Source organism: Leptospira levettii (assembly GCF_002812085.1).
GTDB lineage: Bacteria > Spirochaetota > Leptospiria > Leptospirales > Leptospiraceae > Leptospira_A > Leptospira_A levettii.
Window position 1 is genome coordinate 166,678 of the sequence record NZ_NPDM01000004.1, and the last position, 17,054, is coordinate 183,731.

General features: G+C 37.7%; 15 protein-coding genes. 9 read left to right on the plus strand and 6 right to left on the minus strand.

The features are described from left to right. Positions 1-28: 28 nt before the first annotated feature. Genes CH354_RS13420 through CH354_RS13435 form a run of 4 tightly spaced genes read left to right on the plus strand, consistent with a single transcriptional unit; the run spans position 29 to position 3,957 of the window. Positions 29-2,800, plus strand: coding sequence for a hypothetical protein (locus CH354_RS13420; protein WP_100766513.1), 2,772 nt, complete (start codon positions 29-31; stop codon positions 2,798-2,800). Then, entirely contained in the window at positions 2,772-3,380 is a 609-nt protein-coding gene (locus CH354_RS13425; protein WP_100727454.1) for a tetratricopeptide repeat protein, read from the plus strand. Before CH354_RS13420 ends, CH354_RS13425 begins: the two co-directional genes overlap by 29 nt. Continuing rightward, entirely contained in the window at positions 3,380-3,571 is a 192-nt protein-coding gene (locus tag CH354_RS13430; RefSeq protein ID WP_100727455.1) for a ribbon-helix-helix domain-containing protein, read from the plus strand. The genes CH354_RS13425 and CH354_RS13430 overlap by 1 nt, the downstream gene beginning before the upstream one ends. Then, on the plus strand, positions 3,568-3,957 hold the full coding sequence (locus CH354_RS13435; RefSeq protein ID WP_100727456.1) for a hypothetical protein: 390 nt from the start codon (positions 3,568-3,570) through the stop codon (positions 3,955-3,957). Before CH354_RS13430 ends, CH354_RS13435 begins: the two co-directional genes overlap by 4 nt. Here CH354_RS13435 and CH354_RS13440 read toward each other — a convergent pair. The 4 genes from CH354_RS13440 to serC are packed head-to-tail and all read right to left on the minus strand — an operon-like array spanning position 3,919 to position 7,745. Next, positions 3,919-5,652: a concanavalin A-like lectin/glucanase gene (locus tag CH354_RS13440; RefSeq protein ID WP_243396087.1), complete on the minus strand. Its 1,734-nt coding sequence runs from the start codon at positions 5,650-5,652 to the stop codon at positions 3,919-3,921. The genes CH354_RS13435 and CH354_RS13440 overlap by 39 nt on opposite strands. Then, positions 5,583-6,020, minus strand: a complete 438-nt coding sequence (gene rpiB / locus CH354_RS13445; protein WP_100727457.1) for a ribose 5-phosphate isomerase B — start codon at positions 6,018-6,020, stop codon at positions 5,583-5,585. The genes CH354_RS13440 and rpiB overlap by 70 nt, the downstream gene beginning before the upstream one ends. After that, positions 6,017-6,655 carry a hypothetical protein gene (locus CH354_RS13450; RefSeq protein WP_100727458.1) on the minus strand — a complete coding sequence of 213 codons (639 nt, stop codon included), beginning with the start codon at positions 6,653-6,655 and terminating at the stop codon, positions 6,017-6,019. The genes rpiB and CH354_RS13450 overlap by 4 nt, the downstream gene beginning before the upstream one ends. Further along, positions 6,648-7,745: a 3-phosphoserine/phosphohydroxythreonine transaminase gene (serC, locus tag CH354_RS13455; protein WP_100727459.1), complete on the minus strand. Its 1,098-nt coding sequence runs from the start codon at positions 7,743-7,745 to the stop codon at positions 6,648-6,650. The genes CH354_RS13450 and serC overlap by 8 nt, the downstream gene beginning before the upstream one ends. A gap of 123 nt (positions 7,746-7,868) precedes the next feature. On the opposite strand from serC, the gene CH354_RS13460 reads away from it, so the two are divergent. Further along, positions 7,869-9,548 (plus strand): P83/100 family protein, encoded by a 1,680-nt coding sequence (locus CH354_RS13460; protein ID WP_100727552.1) that lies wholly within the window; start codon positions 7,869-7,871, stop codon positions 9,546-9,548. An 87-nt stretch (positions 9,549-9,635) separates the two neighbouring features. Continuing rightward, on the plus strand, positions 9,636-10,805 hold the full coding sequence (locus CH354_RS13465) for an MFS transporter (RefSeq protein WP_100727460.1): 1,170 nt from the start codon (positions 9,636-9,638) through the stop codon (positions 10,803-10,805). A 5-nt stretch (positions 10,806-10,810) separates the two neighbouring features. Here CH354_RS13465 and CH354_RS13470 read toward each other — a convergent pair whose 3' ends face one another. Next, complete coding sequence (locus tag CH354_RS13470) at positions 10,811-11,917, minus strand: tetratricopeptide repeat protein (protein WP_100727461.1); 1,107 nt, start codon at positions 11,915-11,917, stop codon at positions 10,811-10,813. Positions 11,918-12,030: 113 nt separating this feature from the next. Here CH354_RS13470 and ilvB point away from each other — a divergent pair, with 113 nt between their 5' ends. Genes ilvB through CH354_RS13485 form a run of 3 tightly spaced genes read left to right on the plus strand, consistent with a single transcriptional unit; the run spans position 12,031 to position 16,019 of the window. Further along, complete coding sequence (gene ilvB, locus CH354_RS13475) at positions 12,031-13,737, plus strand: biosynthetic-type acetolactate synthase large subunit (RefSeq protein WP_100727462.1); 1,707 nt, start codon at positions 12,031-12,033, stop codon at positions 13,735-13,737. Beyond that, positions 13,734-14,222, plus strand: coding sequence for an acetolactate synthase small subunit (ilvN, locus tag CH354_RS13480; RefSeq protein WP_100727463.1), 489 nt, complete (start codon positions 13,734-13,736; stop codon positions 14,220-14,222). Before ilvB ends, ilvN begins: the two co-directional genes overlap by 4 nt. A 60-nt stretch (positions 14,223-14,282) precedes the next feature. Next, on the plus strand, positions 14,283-16,019 hold the full coding sequence (locus tag CH354_RS13485; protein ID WP_100766514.1) for a peptidase MA family protein: 1,737 nt from the start codon (positions 14,283-14,285) through the stop codon (positions 16,017-16,019). Between the two features lie 70 nt (positions 16,020-16,089). Here the strand turns inward: CH354_RS13485 and trxB are convergent, their stop codons facing one another. Further along, a complete protein-coding gene (trxB, locus tag CH354_RS13490; protein ID WP_100727466.1) occupies positions 16,090-17,031 on the minus strand; it encodes a thioredoxin-disulfide reductase in 942 nt (313 codons plus the stop codon). Positions 17,032-17,054 lie beyond the last annotated feature (23 nt).

Here is a 17,054-nt window from a genome sequence, read left to right on the forward strand (position 1 = left end):
TTTGCCTAGTGACAACCCGATAATAAGAATGATGAAACGAAATTTCGGAAACCTGTCTATTCTTTTTGGTCTCATTTCCGTTTCGTTATTTGTTACCTTCCTTTTTTACGGTTATTTTGAATGGATTCGTCCCATCCAAAGGAAAACAAATTTGATCACCGCTCTTTTGCGGTATGATGAAAATAGAACCAATGATTATTTGAATACAATTGAGTTTTTTGTTCGTGACTCAGAATTACCCTACCGTGCAAGTAAAGTCACACAACAAATTCAAAAATCCCTACATTTAGATTATGTACGCTTATATGATGATTCTTTACGTTTGATACATAGTACAAATGAAACCAATGAAATTTTTCAGGAAGAATTGAGACAAGACCCATCTGGATTATTGGAAGGTAAAATTAAAATTTTATCTAACGGTGATTATGTGTATCGGGTCAACACAGGAAAATTTTTCATTGTATTCCCAAAATTTAATTTTTCGCATGGATTTGTTCAAAATCCAAATTTAGAATATGGATATTTATATTGGGTATTCCAACCGAATACTCAAAAAATCTTATATACCAATGATGAATCAATTCTTTCTGGAGATCGTGAAAGTAACGAATTATTAGGTTTGTTCCAAGGGAAAGAAGGTCAGGAAATCACTTGGCAAATCGACGGTGAATTTTCTAAATTATTGTTAGAAACAAAGGATCAGTTTTCCATTTATTTGTTAAGGCAAGCAGATTCGGAAATTGAAGAAATTCGTTATGGTTGTTTTATCCTGTTTCTCATTACCTTTACTGGCTTATTTTATATACATTTTGTTTGGATGGTTGTTCATTTCGAACATTTTCATTTCAAAAAACGGATTGTCATACCAATACTTGTGTATTTGGTTCTCCTAGTCTTTTACCAAAAAAGTTGGGAATTATTCCCAGACTATCGATATTACAAACCTTGGACCAAACACCGACTGAATCAACTTGAAGATACATTGATTGGTCTTGAAAAAAATATTCGGTCGAATTACTTAAATCATACGAATGGATTTGGGATCAGTGAATCGGTAATTTCTGAAATATATGAATGGAATATGGATCAGGTTGATGTTACTCTCCAAAATCGATTTGGTTCTGAAATTTTTCTCTTATTGCAAAAAATGAAGGAAAATCCCAAATCTGTATTGATTGAATCTGAGATGGATTTAGTCTACATAATCCCCATTCAAAATAAAGAAGATAGTTTAAAAACTGTTCTTGTTACGGTTCTCAATCCTAATTTATTATATGCTAAAAAAGAAAAAGACAAAGCTGAGTTTTATTTTCCGTTTGTTGATATAAAATTGACTGATAACAAAAGTAAAGAACAGGTTTTATTCAATCCTAGGCAATGGAATGGCACTCATCTTTCCAAACTAAGGCATACTGATTCCAAAAAGGAATCGGTAGGATTTTTGCACCATAAATTCCAAACCTATTACCTAGATAAGGAAAAAGGAAAACCTGGCATTGTTTCTGGATTGTCTGTGTATCGATATGCTTCCTATCCCGCATACATGCTTAGTTTTGGTTTCGTTTTTATTGGTCCCTGGGTTTTATTTGTGTTCTGGGCAAATCTGAAACGAAGATGGTCAACTACGCCAATGTTAGGGGAATCCCTTCCTCATCATGCGGAGATTCACGAAGAGAATGAATTGATAAAAAAATCCGAATGGAATCAAGAAGGAATTGAAACAAAAATAGAACCCATTATAAAGAATCAAATTCCTGTGAAAAAAACGAGTTTTAAAATTCTACCACCTGCTACTTGGAAACGTGTCGCAATCTTAGATGCGGTCCAACGAAAAAGAGAAACAATTTTTAATCCAGAATTAGAACGATTGGTTTCCAATGTGACAAAACGTGAGGAAACACAACAACCAAAACAAAGTCCAATTTCTGATAATCTCTTTACCTCCATCCCTGAAGAAAAACGATTTGAGTATAGCCTTCTTGATAAAATCTACCGTGAAAATGAAATTTCCTACGATGGTATTGTCGGGTACACAAAAAACTTTATTTCCCGTTTGGGTTCTCCTCGGTTTTCCTATTTGTTTTTGAATGATTCACTAGGTTCGTTTCATAATCAAATTTCATCAGGTCTTGATTATAATACACGATCCAATTTAATTTTTTTACACCATGATCCTTACCTTCCTTTTGATGAATCAGGTTTTGCTTCCTTAGACATTGATGAAAATGTAAGACTTGATCGATTTGTTTCCAAAAAATTCTCTTGGGAAATTTTACTACAAACAGAGACCATCATTGCTTTTCATATGGAAACTCTTGGATTCCCTGGAATTTTTCTAGTACTCTTGAATAAAGAAGAACGAGGGAAGTTTTTAGATTCACACAAACGGATGATCCAAGAAAAATTAAAACAGGTAATCCCCGCTTTGCATGTATTAGTTGATAAAGAAGAACGAAAACCTGAGTTTTTAAAAGATAGTTTGTCATGGATGATTCGATCATTTATGCAAGCAACCTTTGGTGGAAAAAGGGCAGCCAACGTACTGCGCATCCATTGGCCTGAATACCACCCATCTCCTGAATGGGAACGTAGCAAAAAACACTTTGTTGAAGTGATCCAAACATATTTGGAAAGTAAAGATCGTTTGATTGAGACTTCACCTAATATGATGTTGATTGTATCTGCAAAAGATTTATACTTAACTGTTGTTCAAAAATTACAAGAATTACCATTCTCCCACGAACTCAAATCAATGAAATTTCCAGAAGATGGGCAAAACTACTATTTATATTTTTAAATTAGTATCGATTTGTTTCGTAATCGTTACATCCATCTCTGCGGGTGGAAGTAAAAAAAAGGAAGAAACCATTGCCTTAAAAAAACAAATCTATGGATTACATAAGGTAGATGAAGAAACCAGTTCCATTCCTTATTTAGAACGTTACCTTGAACTGAGTCAAAACGAATTATACTTCAAATTATTATATGCAAAAGCTTTGTTGTATCGGAATGATTTGTCCGTTCCAAAACCAGATGAACCAGCAGAAGATAGGATCAATAAGGCAAAAATCATCCAAAAAAACTATAATTTAGCTTCAAAACTATTCCAAGAAAATGTTTTACATTTGGAAAAAGTAAGACCAAGGGATCCAAACTTGGGACGGTGGTATTATTTATGGGCATTTAGTGAGTGGTTCTCGGATAACAAAGAAAAATCGATTAAACTCTTTTTGAAAGCAGTGAAACTGGATTATCGATTAACAGAATCTTATTATAATATTGCATCACTTTATGAATCACTTGGTCAATGGAAGGACGCAAGTTTGTATTGGCGAAAATTTGAAAAAGCCGAAAAGGAATTGGAAGAAGAAGATTAATGGCAAAAATTGATAAACGATTTCAGATTTTACTTTCAGAAGAAGAACAAATTTTACTGAAAAATGAAGCAACTCGTAGGGGGATTTCTCAAGGGGAACTCATTCGATTGGCTTTACAAAATGAAATCATACAAAAATCGGAATTACTGAGACGAAAAGCTGTGCAAAATCTCACGGAGATCTTTCCTTGAAAGTATATTTGTCTGCTAGTTTTTTAGTTCCACTCATCCAATCCGATAAAAAGGAAACATTAAAAAACTTACTACTCACTTCAATTGATTCCAATACTCGTTTTTTCACTTCTACCCATTCCATTCATATAGTGTTTTCCAACTTAGGGGTTATGAATGTTGAAAAAAAGAAGATGATCCTTCGGAACTTAGAGGATTTATGCGATCAAATTTTCCCTATTTCAATGGATGAAATTCGTTCGGAGTTACTTCTAACGGATGGACTTGGATTGGAACAAGTTTCCGCATTAAATGAAGGAATGGATGAGTTTTATCATTATGGAAAGGATGAACTAGTGGTTCATCCCTTACTTAAGATTCGAAACTTCTTTCGGGAAACTAATTGAAATTGGTGGTGAAAGTGGACTTTTTTGGTCCTTCGAATCCCATTCATTTAAATAACGATTGTAAGCTGATATTCTGAAATAATACGTCAAACCCGATTGGAACAAATGCCCTCGTTTTTCTTTTTTTGAAACATCAACTTGGTCTGCCAAATTGCGGTCTTCTGGTGATTCCAATTGACCTTCTGGGATATAAATATTTGTTATGAGTGTATCTTCATCTATACAAAGTCGTTTGTTGCGAAAAGTGCTGTTTTCTTCGTTTCCATCTATTTTACGAAGTTCATTCCCTTGGTTCTTTTTCACAAATACAGATCCAATCATTCGATTCGGTAATAGGCCATAATGGATGATGTAACCACCTCCATTTTGAACTTCTTTTTCATGATTGGAGTTCCACAAAAAACAAACTTGATCTTCTTTTGTATTGTTTGGGTCGAATCGAAACAGAGTCGGAGTGTCTGGTGGAGATTGTTCGGTATAATCAAAACTCAGTGATTGGATGTTCGGAACAGTTTTTCCCATAGGATCTGGTCTAAACCAGATTTTCCACTGGTAGAATTTAAAACGAAGTTTTGGCAAATCCGTTGTAAGGGAACGAATCCTTGTCCAAGAAAGGGAACTTGATTCATTGAATTTCTGATTGGAACCACGAAAGTACAATTCAATCATTGTATCTTGTGGTTTGTCAATTTTCCACTGGATTTGTTGTAAGATCGAATTGCTATACTTAGTCTCTAAGATAGGTGAGATTGTATAGTTCCCTTCCATCGTACCAATTTTTGTAGCATCATCGTATTTTACAGATTCAAATTTTGTATAATGAGTTTCCGGTTCCCCTTTGTGGATATGGAAACCATCTAAATTACCATAATACGATTTTCCTAATACCAAAGGAGTTGAATCATTTTCAGGGAAACCAAAACCGATGGTATCTGGTGAATTGTTTTCATATTCTGCGGTTTCAATTCCATTTTGGTATAACACATAACGATGGTTCAGCGTATCAAAGTAAATGGAAATCACTTCCCATGTTTGACGTTTGATTTTCACAGAAGATTCTAATACAAAACTACTTGTCCTTCCTTCCGTTTTTTGCAAAAGATTGTTCACGAAAAGTGTTGGTTTCCCTTCGTTTAATTCAAGTGAGATGCCGTATTTTTTCCCTTTCACATAAACCGTTCGGTCCAAGATCACGGAACCTGCACCTTGTTCTCCCATACGGAGTGGAATGGAAATGCTGAATGGATCTGGGTGGGTTCCAAACACTGAGTTCCCTGAAACGGAAAGGTGGATTTGGTTCCTTCTACCAGAAAAGTAAGCGGATTTTTTACCAAAAAATTGTGTTTTGGTATCTTCTAAGTAGGAAGAGGAAACAACAGAGATTGACTTGGAAGGGAAAGTGGTTCCCGATTCTGATAGGTTTGGTTCATTTGGTTCCCCTTCAAAATCAAAAAACAACTCTCCATATCGAGGTGTGTTTTCTTTTGGTTTGAGTGTGTTTTTTTTGCCAGGTTCTTTGTGTTCGACAACACCAATTTTTTTCCAAAGGCTCAGGTTGACGGTTTCCTTTTTGGGGACTTCCCATGAGAAGAGAGAGGTCCCCGAAAGGAGGAAACATAGGGAAATTAGGATTGTTCTTCGATAAGACCCAATCGTTTTTGGTGCCTGCCACCTTCGAAATCTGTTTCGATCCATTTTTTCACAATTCTCAGAGCTAAATCTGTTCCGAGAACTCTTCCCCCTAAAACGAGTACATTGGCATTGTTATGGCGTTTGGACATTTCCGCCGTAAACTCATCATGGCAAAGGGCCGCTCGAATGCCTTTGAAGCGGTTTGCTGCAATGGATGCTCCAATGCCAGTACCACAAAGAGCGATGAGCCTTGGGACTTCACCAGAGAGAACCTTTCGGCAAGCATCTCCAATGATGGTTGGGTAGTCGACGGACTCTTCGCTCTTAGTACCGTAATCGACCATTTCATACGATTCCTCGAGACTTTTCCTGAGGAATTCTTTGAGAGCAAATCCTCCATGATCAGAGGCGATTCCAATTTTTTCTTTCATTCGGATTTTTCCTTTCTTTGTTTTAGGGCATCGGTGTAAGACGTATAACTTTCAACGGAAAGGGAGAGTAAAAACTTATCCCTTTCTCGGAGTAAACTTCCATAATAACCAGTGAATAGGTCGAGATACCTTTCACGTCTGGAACTTGGATTTTTTTCGGATAAATATTCGATCGTTAAAGCAAAAATTTCTTGTTTGATTTCATTATGCGACTCTAGCCATTGTTTGGCGATCTGAATCTCACTTGGAGTCAGAGGGTAGGGTCTGTTATCAGAAAGAAGAATCCTCCATTCCAGTTGGAAATAGGATTCTTCCCACTTGAGTCCAGAGAGTAGTGATGGTGTTAAAAGTTCTCCCAAATTGGAATCTTTTTCTGGAAGTGTAATCGAAGTTTTGATACAATCCAAAGAATTGATTCTGAGTTCAGCAGACTCTCTTGCAAAAAAAGACATTTTGGTTCGATCCAAATTTTGAATGTCAGGGCTAATGGCCTTTGGCGGAATTTCTTTTTGCAAAGTCACATAACATTGTTTAGCTTCTTCCCAACCAAAATTTCCTTCAGGAATCCAAACAGAATGTGCATAGAGAACACCTGTCGTGAGACAAATGAATATCCCTAATCCAAATTTAACCATTTGTCCTTTCAAATTCTTTGATAAAGGATACAAGTGCATCCACTCCTTCTTCAGGCATTGCATTGTAGATACTCGCTCTAAATCCACCTACTTCACGGTATCCTTTAAGACCAGCAAATCCTTGTTCCTCGGCAAGTGACAAAAATTTGGAATCTAAACTATCATTATGGCTACGAAATACAACATTCATCGCAGAACGAAACGCCTCTGGTACGGGAGCATAAAATAAAGATGATTCATCAATTGCATCGTACAGTTTTTTTGCTTTTCTTTCATTGATTTCTTCCATAACAGAAAGTCCACCTTTCCGTTTTAAATACTTGTAAACAAGCCCAGCAATGTAGATGGAATAGGTAGGTGGTGTGTTATAAAGAGATCCATTTTTTTCCATCAAAGCAAAATTCATAAGATTGGGTATTGCATGGGAAACTTGTGGGAGTTTTTCCTTATCATAAATCACAACAGTCAGTCCAGAAGGACCAATGTTTTTTTGAGCTCCTGCAAAGAGGACAGAAAAATCATCAATAGGTAGTTTGCGACTGAGTAACTCACTTGTCATATCAGCTATGAGTGGAGCTTTTTTCAATTTAGGAAAGGATTTGTATCGTGTTCCATAAATTGTATTATTAGATGTGATATAAACATACTTTGCACCGTCATTGACAGAAGCATCCGTGATGGTAGGAAGTTCCATGTATTTGGAATCCGCTCCATTGAAGATGGATTTTACATTTGGGTAGAATTTTTTGGCTTCTTCAAACGCTTTTTTTGCCCAAACGCCAGTTACTGCAAAATCAGCGGAATCACCTGATTCTAAATAATTAAAAGGAATCGCTGAAAATTGTAAAGTAGCTCCACCTGGAAAATAAACAACCGCATAACGAGAAGGTAGGTTTAAAAGTTCTCGTAAATCAGCGATGGATTCATCTAAAATAGTTTGGAAAAGTTTTTCTCTATGGCTCATTTCCATAACAGACATACCAGTTCCTTTAAAATTGAGGAACTCAGACTGCGCCTCCTCCATGACCTCGGTAGGGAGCATGGCGGGACCTGCATTAAAATTGAAGATTCTGTGTGTAAACGTAGGCATTCTCCCACAGAATTTTGAAAGTTCACCCCCTGGTAAATAGATTTTTATTCGAAAACTTGCTTTGCAGAATCGGAAAGGTTGTTAATCTTGTGGGCATCTGAAACCTATTTTCGTGAGGAAACAATGAGAATCTCTCGTTCCATCATCATTTGTCTAATTGTTGTCGGTTTTTCACTGACAGCCCAGTCCAAAGCCCCTCTCGGTGAATCCGAAATCAAGGGTTCCAAAAAAATTGAATTCATCAACCGATCCTTACGTAAGGCTTCCGATGACATCATCCAAGAAAACACGGAAACTGGTAAAAAACTCGCAGAAACCTTGTCCAAAGAAAATTCGGCAAGTGTGGATGGAGTGAAAATCCAAAGGATTTTACCTGGAGCTGATGGAAAACTGGGAGCTGATATCCTGATTATTTCCGAAACACAAAGTTTTGATCATATCAATTCCATTGCTAGGATCCTTGCTTCTTATATTGAAAAGTCTTTCCAATACAAAGTAGGAAATGCTGAGACACTCGCTCAGTACATTCTGTACTATAATGCAACTCATCGAAAGGATGCCAAATTTTTTGGAAAAAAATACACAGCCGGTGTGATGGAAGTAACATCTCCTGATAAATTGGGGATTGATACGGTATATAAAAATTGGCCAGGTAAAACACAAATCATCATTCCAATAGAAGGGAACATCTTAAAAGACAGTGGTAAAGATGTTACGACAGATGAATTAGAAAAAGATGTAAATCGTACGGTGAAGGACAAAGAAAAAGATCCTGCCACCAAACAGAAGATGGAAGACGAAGCCAAAAAAATGGACAAGTTGCAAACCGATAAAATCAAAGATGAAAAAAAGGTATTGCAAGATAAAAAAGACGAAGTGTCCAAAGAAGGTAAAGATCTCCAAGACAAAAAAGAAGCTCTTAAAAAACAAGAAGCAGAAGCAGTTGCAAGTCTAAATGAACTCAAAAAAGATCCTGTAAAAAATAAAGCTGAGATTGATAAAAAAACGGAAGAAGTCAAAAAGATCGAACAAGAGAAAAAACAAACTGACGAGAAATCCCAAGCAGTCGAAGCAAAAAAAGAAGAGCTGAGCAAAAAAGAAGAACAACTTGCTAAAAAAGAAGAAGCAAGAACAGGAACCACTACTTCAAGTGATGGTGCAAAAAAAGATGACACAGTTCAAAAGGTAGAAGCGAAAGTTGAAGAATTAAAAACAGAACTCGCACAAACCAAAGAAGAACTGAAGAAAAAAGAAGAACAAAGTGATAATGTTGTGAACAACAAAATCCTTTTTATGAAGTTTATCAAATATGATACAGATGGTCACTATTCCAATGAACTTTGGGCCATTGATCCAGCAAAAGATGATGCTCTATTCAAAAGTCCTTACAATAATATTTGTTCTAAGGAGTTTAAAGAAATTGCAAACCAAGGGGTACTTATACTTGGTTATGATGGAGAAAAAGTAGAAACTCGAAAACACAAACTAGTGTTACTTGATCCAGATAAATTAGGTGTAAAAAAGACTAGTGAATCAGCTGATATTTTCTGGCGAACACCTATGATCAATCGTGAAGACAAAATTTATGTAATTGAAAAGGTAAAAGACAAATACCATGTATCACGTTTTAAATCAGATTTAACGTTTGAAAAACGGACAGAAGAACCAGTCGAAGAAAATTCGGAACTCACATTTTTTGGCGATAAAATTTACGTAACAGGAAAACCAAAAGAAGGAGAAAAAACAACGATTAAAGTCTTCAAAAAAGAGGACTTAAGTTTACTCAAAACCATTGCTCCGTAAGGAGTGTTACTGATTCTTTTCCATCCAGTTTCATAAGAGTGATTCCCAAATGGATACATTCTTTTGGGCTGGTAGGTCTCTAAAAATTTGAAAACAATTTCCAAAACAGTTTGGATACTCTCGCTTGTGAGTCTTTTTACCGACATCGCAAGCGAAATGTTATACCCAATTTTACCTATTTACTTAAAGTCCATCGGTTATTCGATCCTCTTCATTGGATTTTTGGAAGGGGTTGCTGAATTTGTCGCTGGTTATAGTAAAGGGTACTTTGGCAATCTCTCGGATATCCAAGGAAAACGAGTTCCTTTTGTGCGTTTTGGTTATGCACTGAGTGCCATCTCCAAACCCTTGTTAGCCATAAGTCGATTGCCATACCTTGTCTTTTTTTCACGAACAATGGATCGGATTGGAAAGGGTGTTCGCACTGGAGCTCGGGACGCTTTATTATCAGCAGAAGCAACATCTTCCTCAAAAGCACAGATTTTTGGATTCCATCGTTCCTTTGATACACTGGGTGCTGTGATTGGTCCAAGCATCGCTTTAATCTTTTTGGCACTTTATCCCAATCAATATGTATATTTGTTTTATTTGGCGATAGTGCCAGGTTTCATTTCAATAGGACTTACTTTTTTATTAAAAGATAAGGAAAACCAAACAAAACAAATGGGAAAAACAACTAGTTTGTTTTCCTATCTTTCGTATTGGAAACAGACAAATTCCAATTATCGAAAGTTAGTTTTTGGATTACTTGTTTTTGCTTTGTGGAATAGTTCCGATGTTTTTTTGATCCTGAAAGCAAAAGAAGTGGGGCTCACTGACACGACAGTCATTGGGATTTATATTTTTTATAATTTAGTGTATGCCATCTTTGCTTATCCATTTGGGATATTGGCAGATCGTTTCGGACTCAAACGAATGTTTTTATTCGGAATTTTTATGTTCATCCTTGTGTATTGGATCATGGGTAGCTTTCAAACTCTGGCATGGATTGTATTTGCCTTTTTTTTATATGGTCTTTTTGCAAGTGCAACAGAAGGAATTGGAAAAGCTTGGATTAGTAACCTTGTGCCTTCCGAGGAAGTAGGGACTGCCATTGGAATGTTCACTGGGTTACAGAGTTTTGCTACTTTTTTTGCAAGTTTGATTGCTGGTTGGATTTGGTTTACGTTTGGAGCAGGAGTTACTTTTTTTGTAACAAGTACATTTGCACTATTGGTATGGATGTATCTCAATTTCATACCAATAAGTGAAAGATAGTATTCCTAATCCTTTAAATACTCAATCCGTTCGCGAATTGCTTCGTTAGATGGATTTTTCTTTGCTAAATCCTCTAGCAATTTGATGGCCTGTGCTTTTTTCCCCATGATGTCCCAAAGGTCTGAAAGTTCAAGGGCTGGTCTTGGATCATTTGGAGATTTGGTTAGCAGTCCTAAATAAATTTCTTCTGCTTTTTCGAGGTCACCAATGAGTCGTAATGCGGCAGCTTTTCCGAGAAGTGCAAAATAATCGTCGCCACTCGCGAGAATTTTGTTAAAACATTCGAGAGCTTTGTCGTAGTTGCCAAGGCCTCTGAGAGAGTCCGCATAACGGTTGATAATGAGTTTGTTTTCAGGGTCAGACTCAAGGATTTTTTCCCAATGAGTGATTGCAGTTTTAAAATCTTTTTTCCCGCGGTAAGACTCGGCAAGACCATAAAGAGCAAAAAAGTTTTTTGGATCTAGATTTTTGGCACGTTCGTAGTAAAGAATTGCTTTATCAAAATCTTTGATCTTACGGTAACTATTTCCAATTTCAGTTAGGATTTTAATATTATTTGGTTGGCTACTCAGAAGTTTTTCCCACCATAAAATCGCATCCGCATACCGTTGGCAGGCAAAATACAAATGCCCAAGTCCTACAATGACATATTGGTCATTTGGATTAATTTGCAGAGCTTCCATATAATACACTTCTGATTCTTTGAAGTTTTTTAACTTTCTGTGGGCATCAGCAACTCTAGATAAAATACTTGCATCTGTGATTGTTATGTGGTGAAATTCTTCCGCAACTTCAATGATTCTTTTTAAACTATTGAGATCTCGGTAGGCATTCATAAGTCCCATAAGGGAAAACTTATTTGTGGTATCACCACTCAAACATTTTCGATAATATTGGATGGCTTGTTCTGGTTGTTTTGTTTTGGCATAATAATCGCCAAGTCCAACAAGCCCATAGGTATTGGAAGGATCTTCATCAATTAATATGTCTAATCGTTCTTTTGCTTCTTTGAAGCGACCTTGGTCGAGAAAACGATAAGCTTCTTTTGCAAGAGCTTTTATTTTTGTGAATTTTTCATCTTCTTGTGTTTTTTCAATCTCGGCGTTTTCCATTTTCTCTGTCCAATTTTCAGCATTCCTTTTTAGACAGTAAAAATCGACTCAAAAACGTGAGAACATTGACACCAGGCTCTTTTTTGCAGAAATGACAATGAGGGGGGATACGTATGACATCTACAACCGAAGCAATTACAGGCGGCCGGCTCATGGTCGAATTATTGGAAGAAGCGGGTGTTGAAATTGTCTTTGGTTACCCTGGTGGTGCCATTCTCCCTTTCTACGACGAACTTTATCATAGTAAAAAAATCAAACACATCCTTGTTCGCCATGAACAAGGTGCCATCCATATGGCGGAAGGCTATGCTCGTTCCACAGGAAAGTTAGGTGTTTGTATCGCAACTTCTGGACCTGGAGCAACCAATTTAATCACTGGTCTGACTGATGCTAAAATGGACTCCATCCCCATTCTTGCCATCACAGGTCAGGTAGCCACAGATGCCATTGGAACCGATGCTTTCCAAGAAGCAGATATTTTTGGAATCACAATTCCCATAACAAAATACAATGCACTAATCAAAAAGGCCGATGACCTTGCTCGTCATTTTGAAGAAGCCATAAAAATCGCAATGGGTGGTCGACCAGGCCCAGTATTACTCGATTTTCCAAAAGATGTTCAATTGGAAAAAACTTCCGTACGAAAAGCTTCCGCATTAAAAATTGCTCCTCACCATTATGAAAGACCAAAGGTAAAAGGGGATCCTCAAGAATTTGCGGATGCTTTGAACCAAGCCAAACGTCCGTTACTCTATGTGGGTGGTGGTGCAATCAACTCTTTTGCTTCTGCGGAAATTAAAGCTCTTGCTGAAAAAGCAAATGCACCTGTGACGACAACACTCATGGGGCTTGGTGCTTTTCCTGGCACCCATCCACTTTCCGTGGGAATGCTTGGTATGCATGGAACGGCTTATGCCAACAAAGCCGTGTTAGAATGTGATTATATTCTCAATTTAGGGGCTCGGTTTGATGACCGTGTTGCCAAATACCAAGACTTTGCACCAAATGCAGTGAGAGCCCATGTTGACATTGATGCAGCAGAGTTTAATAAACGAATTAATGTGGACCATATCTTACATGGTGATTTGAAAGATGCCATTCGTGAAATCCTTCCTTTTGTAAAAGGTGGAGATCGTGCCGATTGGATTTCCAGAATCCAAACTCTCAAAAAAAATCACCCACTCGATTATGACAACAATGGCGAAAGTATCAAACCACAAGACTTCTTAAACAGGGTATATACAAAAACTAAGGGTGAGGCAATTGTTTCTACTGATGTTGGCCAACACCAAATGTGGGCAGCACAGTATTATCTCTTTGATAAACCGAATACATGGCTTACTTCTGGTGGCCTTGGTACAATGGGATTTGGATTACCTGCGGCCATCGGTGCCAAATTTGGTAACCCAGATAAAACTGTGATTTGTGTGACAGGTGACGGATCTTTCCAAATGTGTATCCAAGAACTTGCGACGATCGCACAATCTAAGTTAGGTGTTAAGATTTTACTTTTTAATAATAACTTTCTTGGTATGGTTCGCCAATGGCAGGAACTTTTTTATGAAGAACGTTTTAGTGAATCACAATGGTCTTATAATCCTAACTTTGTGAAACTTGCCGAAGCTTATGATATCCCAGCAATGAGAATTGAAAAAAAATCAGAGATTGATAAAGGGGTAGAGTTCTTTTTGAAAGACAGTGGTTCAGCACTCATTGAAGTCATGATCCCTGCAGAAGAAAAAGTTTTCCCAATGATCCCTGCTGGTAAATCACAACAAGATCTCATCGAATTCAAAGACTTGGGGAAATTGAAAAAATGAAACATACACTCAGTATATTAGTCAATAACCATCCAGGTGTCATGAGCCATGTCTCAGGTTTATTCACAAGACGTGGGTATAACATTGATTCAATTGCAGTCGGTGTTACCGATAACCCAGAAGTGTCCTCTATGACAATTGTTCTCAATGGAGATGACTTTGTCGTTGGTCAGGTGAAAAACCAATTATTAAAACTCCCTGATGTTTTAAGAGTACAAGATATGGCGTATGCGAGTTCAGTTCAAAGGGAACTAGTTCTTGTTTCGTTTTCCATCAGTGAAAGTAATCGTAGTGAAGCACTTACAATTTGTAATGGATTTGATGTGAAAATTTTAGAAATGACAGAAGATTCCCTTCTAATTGAGTTTTCTGGAAATTCACGTCAGGTGACGAATATCATCGCTGTTTTAAAACCATATGGAATCCGAGAAATTTCAAGAACTGGGCAAATCGCCATCGCCTATCGAAACCAAAACGCTGTTTAGAATCCTCTTGACAGTGCTCTAATTTTAGAACAAAATTGGGGGCAATTGAGAATTGTCCCTATGAAACGTAATCTAGTTTTTTTAATTTCTTTCCTACTTGGTTCTTTCCTTTATTCTGATGCTGAGAGAAAACCAGTTCCTCTAAAAAGAGGGAGTGGGGCAGAAGTTTTGTATTTTGATTTTGGAGAAACGGCACCAAAGAGTTTTTTCCAATCTGAAAAACTCCAAGAACCAAAACTGGAAGATTTGAAGTTAGGATTTTTAGATGCAGCCCCTGGGTATTATTCGGGACCTGATGGGGGAGAAGTTTACCAATGGGCCAAAAACCATTACCAATGGAAACGTGCTGATGGCAGTGTGTTTACGGAATGGCCAACAGGGATTTTTAAATTAGATTTTCCAACAGGGACTGGATTTGTTTTTGCTCCTCCTTCCGCATCATGTAACGGATGTTTGCCGACACTCGTTTGGAATTATCCAGACAATACCAAAATCACAAAGTATTGGATTTCCCACCGAAAAGAATACGATTCCATTTACCAAAAACCTCTCGAGTATCAAAACTACCTTCTTGTCAATGAATCCAAATTCGGAAAACCAAAGTTGGAATTGGAAAATCTTACATTTTATGGTTCTGATAAATGGAATGAGTTTTTACGTGTGTTTGGTGAAGAAGTCAAAACCAAATCTTTATTTACTTTTTTAAAAAATGAATTTGGTTTTGAAAATCGGGGGAAAATTCCTGTTTTACTCTTTGATGATTACCAAACTGCAAAAGAATATATAGGTTTTGATCTCCCTGGTGCCAACCAAACAGAAATGGGATTTGGGGGTAAGGATGCCATCGTTTTATGTTGTGGCGAACAAATGCCAGAACGGTCGGGTAATCCAAATTTTGACGCAGATTCCCTTCGCCGGCTTAATTTTAGTATGGTACTCCAAAAACTGACAAGAAACGCAGAACAAGTTTCTTGTTTAAAAACCATAGCGGAAACAGGAACCCAACCTTCCCAAGAAATCCTTGATCCCTGGTTTGAAGAAGGATTGGCATCTTATATTGAATCTCGAATGAGTGACCGTAAACGTGTATGGGTATATACAGAAACAGAAAAATTAATACGCGAAAGTAAGGCACCCAAATCCTTTAAATCTTTGTTAGATGCCAAATACAAAGACAACATACCTTATCTTTTTGGCGCCATCTTAGTGAAACACATCCATGATGTATATGGAAAAGACGCGATCACTTCCTACCAAAAAGAAACTTGTTTGGGACTTGAGTCCACTCTCGCCTTACAAAAAGTAACTGGTGTCAGTGCAGATTCCATATTGAAAGAAAGTGTAAAACGATTTGAAACAGACAAAATTCAAATCTTAAAGGATTCTAAATCACTTTCTCTCTCTGGGTATACAGTCATGAACCCACAATTTCCCAATGAATATTTTTCCTTTTTAGAGAAAGGTTTTACTCTCAAAGAATCTGCAAAAGAGATCAAATCCTACGATGAACTTCCTTCCCTCTATAAAATATTTGTCGCTAATGTGAATGATTATACAGGAAAACGGGAAGGGGATTTTTTAGGACCCAAAGGAACCTATTTTTTCTTATGGAAAAAAGGAAATTATCGTTGGTTTGGAGATGGATGGGAAGCGAATGTTTTCCCTGGGAATCAAATTGTTTTCCGAGGTTCTAACTTCACACTCGTGGAATGGGAAAATGGAAAAAAACAATATGTGGCACCAAATGGTGATTCGGTGGTGTTCCCAAATCGAGAATCGGTACAGTATTCGGAGTGATATAAAAAACCGATTTGGCGATCTCCCACCAAATCGGTTTTTCTTCCAAAAGGAAGTGAATGTTTAAATTCTAATGACCTTCTAACCAACGTTCTGCTTCGAGTGCCGCCATACAACCGCTACCTGCAGCCGTGATCGCTTGTCTGTACACTTTGTCCTGAACATCACCTGCAGCAAATACACCTTCCACATTGGTTTGTGTGGTTCCTGGTTTTGTGATGATATAACCTGTTTCATCTAAATTCAATTGGCCTTTGAAAATTTCTGTATTGGGAACGTGGCCAATCGCATAAAAAAGTCCACCCACTTCTAAGTCTTTTTGGGTTTTGTCCTTTGTGCTTTCGAGTACGATGGAGGTAAGTCCACCTGCACCACCTTTTGCTTCCACAACGGTTTGGTTCCAAAGGATTTCAATTTTTGGGTGTTCCATGGCACGTTTTTGCATGATCTGGGAAGCGCGGAGTTGGTCACGTCTCACCACAAGATATACTTTTGATGCAAATTTAGTCAGGTGATTTGCTTCTTCCACTGCTGAGTCACCACCACCGACCACTGCAAGAGCTTTGTTTCGGTAAATCGGAAGGGCACCGTCACATACGGCACAAGCGGAAATCCCACGTTGCCAAAATACATCTTCTCCTTTTACAAACATACGTTTGGCGGTGGCGCCAGTTGCAATGATAATGGATTCTGCTTTGATTTCTTCGTCATCTGACCAAATGGTAAAAGGGCGTTTTGAAAAATCGACTTTGGTGATGGTTTGGGTATGGATGGTGGTTCCATATTTTGCCGATTGTTCGCGGAAAAGTTGAGTGAGTTTGGTTCCATCGATCCCCTCTGGAAAACCAGGGAAATTCTCCACTTCCGTTGTCGTTGTGAGTTGTCCACCTGCGGCAACACCACCTGCCATAAATCCTTCATACATCACTGGGTTTAAATTGGCTCTCGCCGCGTAAATGGCTGCTGTGTGTCCTGCAGGTCCTGATCCAATGATGACAACTTTGTGGTTCATATTCTCTCCTAATCTGTATCTAG

Excerpts from the sequence above, each read along its gene's own strand:
- CH354_RS13460 (WP_100727552.1), top strand. The coding sequence starts at position 7,869 with ATGAGAATCTCTCGTTCCATCATCATTTGTCTAATTGTTGTCGGTTTT.
- CH354_RS13450 (WP_100727458.1), bottom strand. The coding sequence starts at position 6,655 with ATGGTTAAATTTGGATTAGGGATATTCATTTGTCTCACGACAGGTGTT.
- CH354_RS13470 (WP_100727461.1), bottom strand. The coding sequence starts at position 11,917 with ATGGAAAACGCCGAGATTGAAAAAACACAAGAAGATGAAAAATTCACA.
- CH354_RS13420 (WP_100766513.1), top strand. The coding sequence starts at position 29 with ATGATGAAACGAAATTTCGGAAACCTGTCTATTCTTTTTGGTCTCATT.
- CH354_RS13440 (WP_243396087.1), bottom strand. The coding sequence starts at position 5,652 with ATGGATCGAAACAGATTTCGAAGGTGGCAGGCACCAAAAACGATTGGG.
- CH354_RS13430 (WP_100727455.1), top strand. The coding sequence starts at position 3,380 with ATGGCAAAAATTGATAAACGATTTCAGATTTTACTTTCAGAAGAAGAA.
- rpiB (WP_100727457.1), bottom strand. The coding sequence starts at position 6,020 with ATGAAAGAAAAAATTGGAATCGCCTCTGATCATGGAGGATTTGCTCTC.
- trxB (WP_100727466.1), bottom strand. The coding sequence starts at position 17,031 with ATGAACCACAAAGTTGTCATCATTGGATCAGGACCTGCAGGACACACA.
- serC (WP_100727459.1), bottom strand. The coding sequence starts at position 7,745 with ATGCCTACGTTTACACACAGAATCTTCAATTTTAATGCAGGTCCCGCC.
- ilvN (WP_100727463.1), top strand. The coding sequence starts at position 13,734 with ATGAAACATACACTCAGTATATTAGTCAATAACCATCCAGGTGTCATG.
- ilvB (WP_100727462.1), top strand. The coding sequence starts at position 12,031 with ATGACATCTACAACCGAAGCAATTACAGGCGGCCGGCTCATGGTCGAA.
- CH354_RS13425 (WP_100727454.1), top strand. The coding sequence starts at position 2,772 with ATGGGCAAAACTACTATTTATATTTTTAAATTAGTATCGATTTGTTTC.
- CH354_RS13485 (WP_100766514.1), top strand. The coding sequence starts at position 14,283 with ATGAAACGTAATCTAGTTTTTTTAATTTCTTTCCTACTTGGTTCTTTC.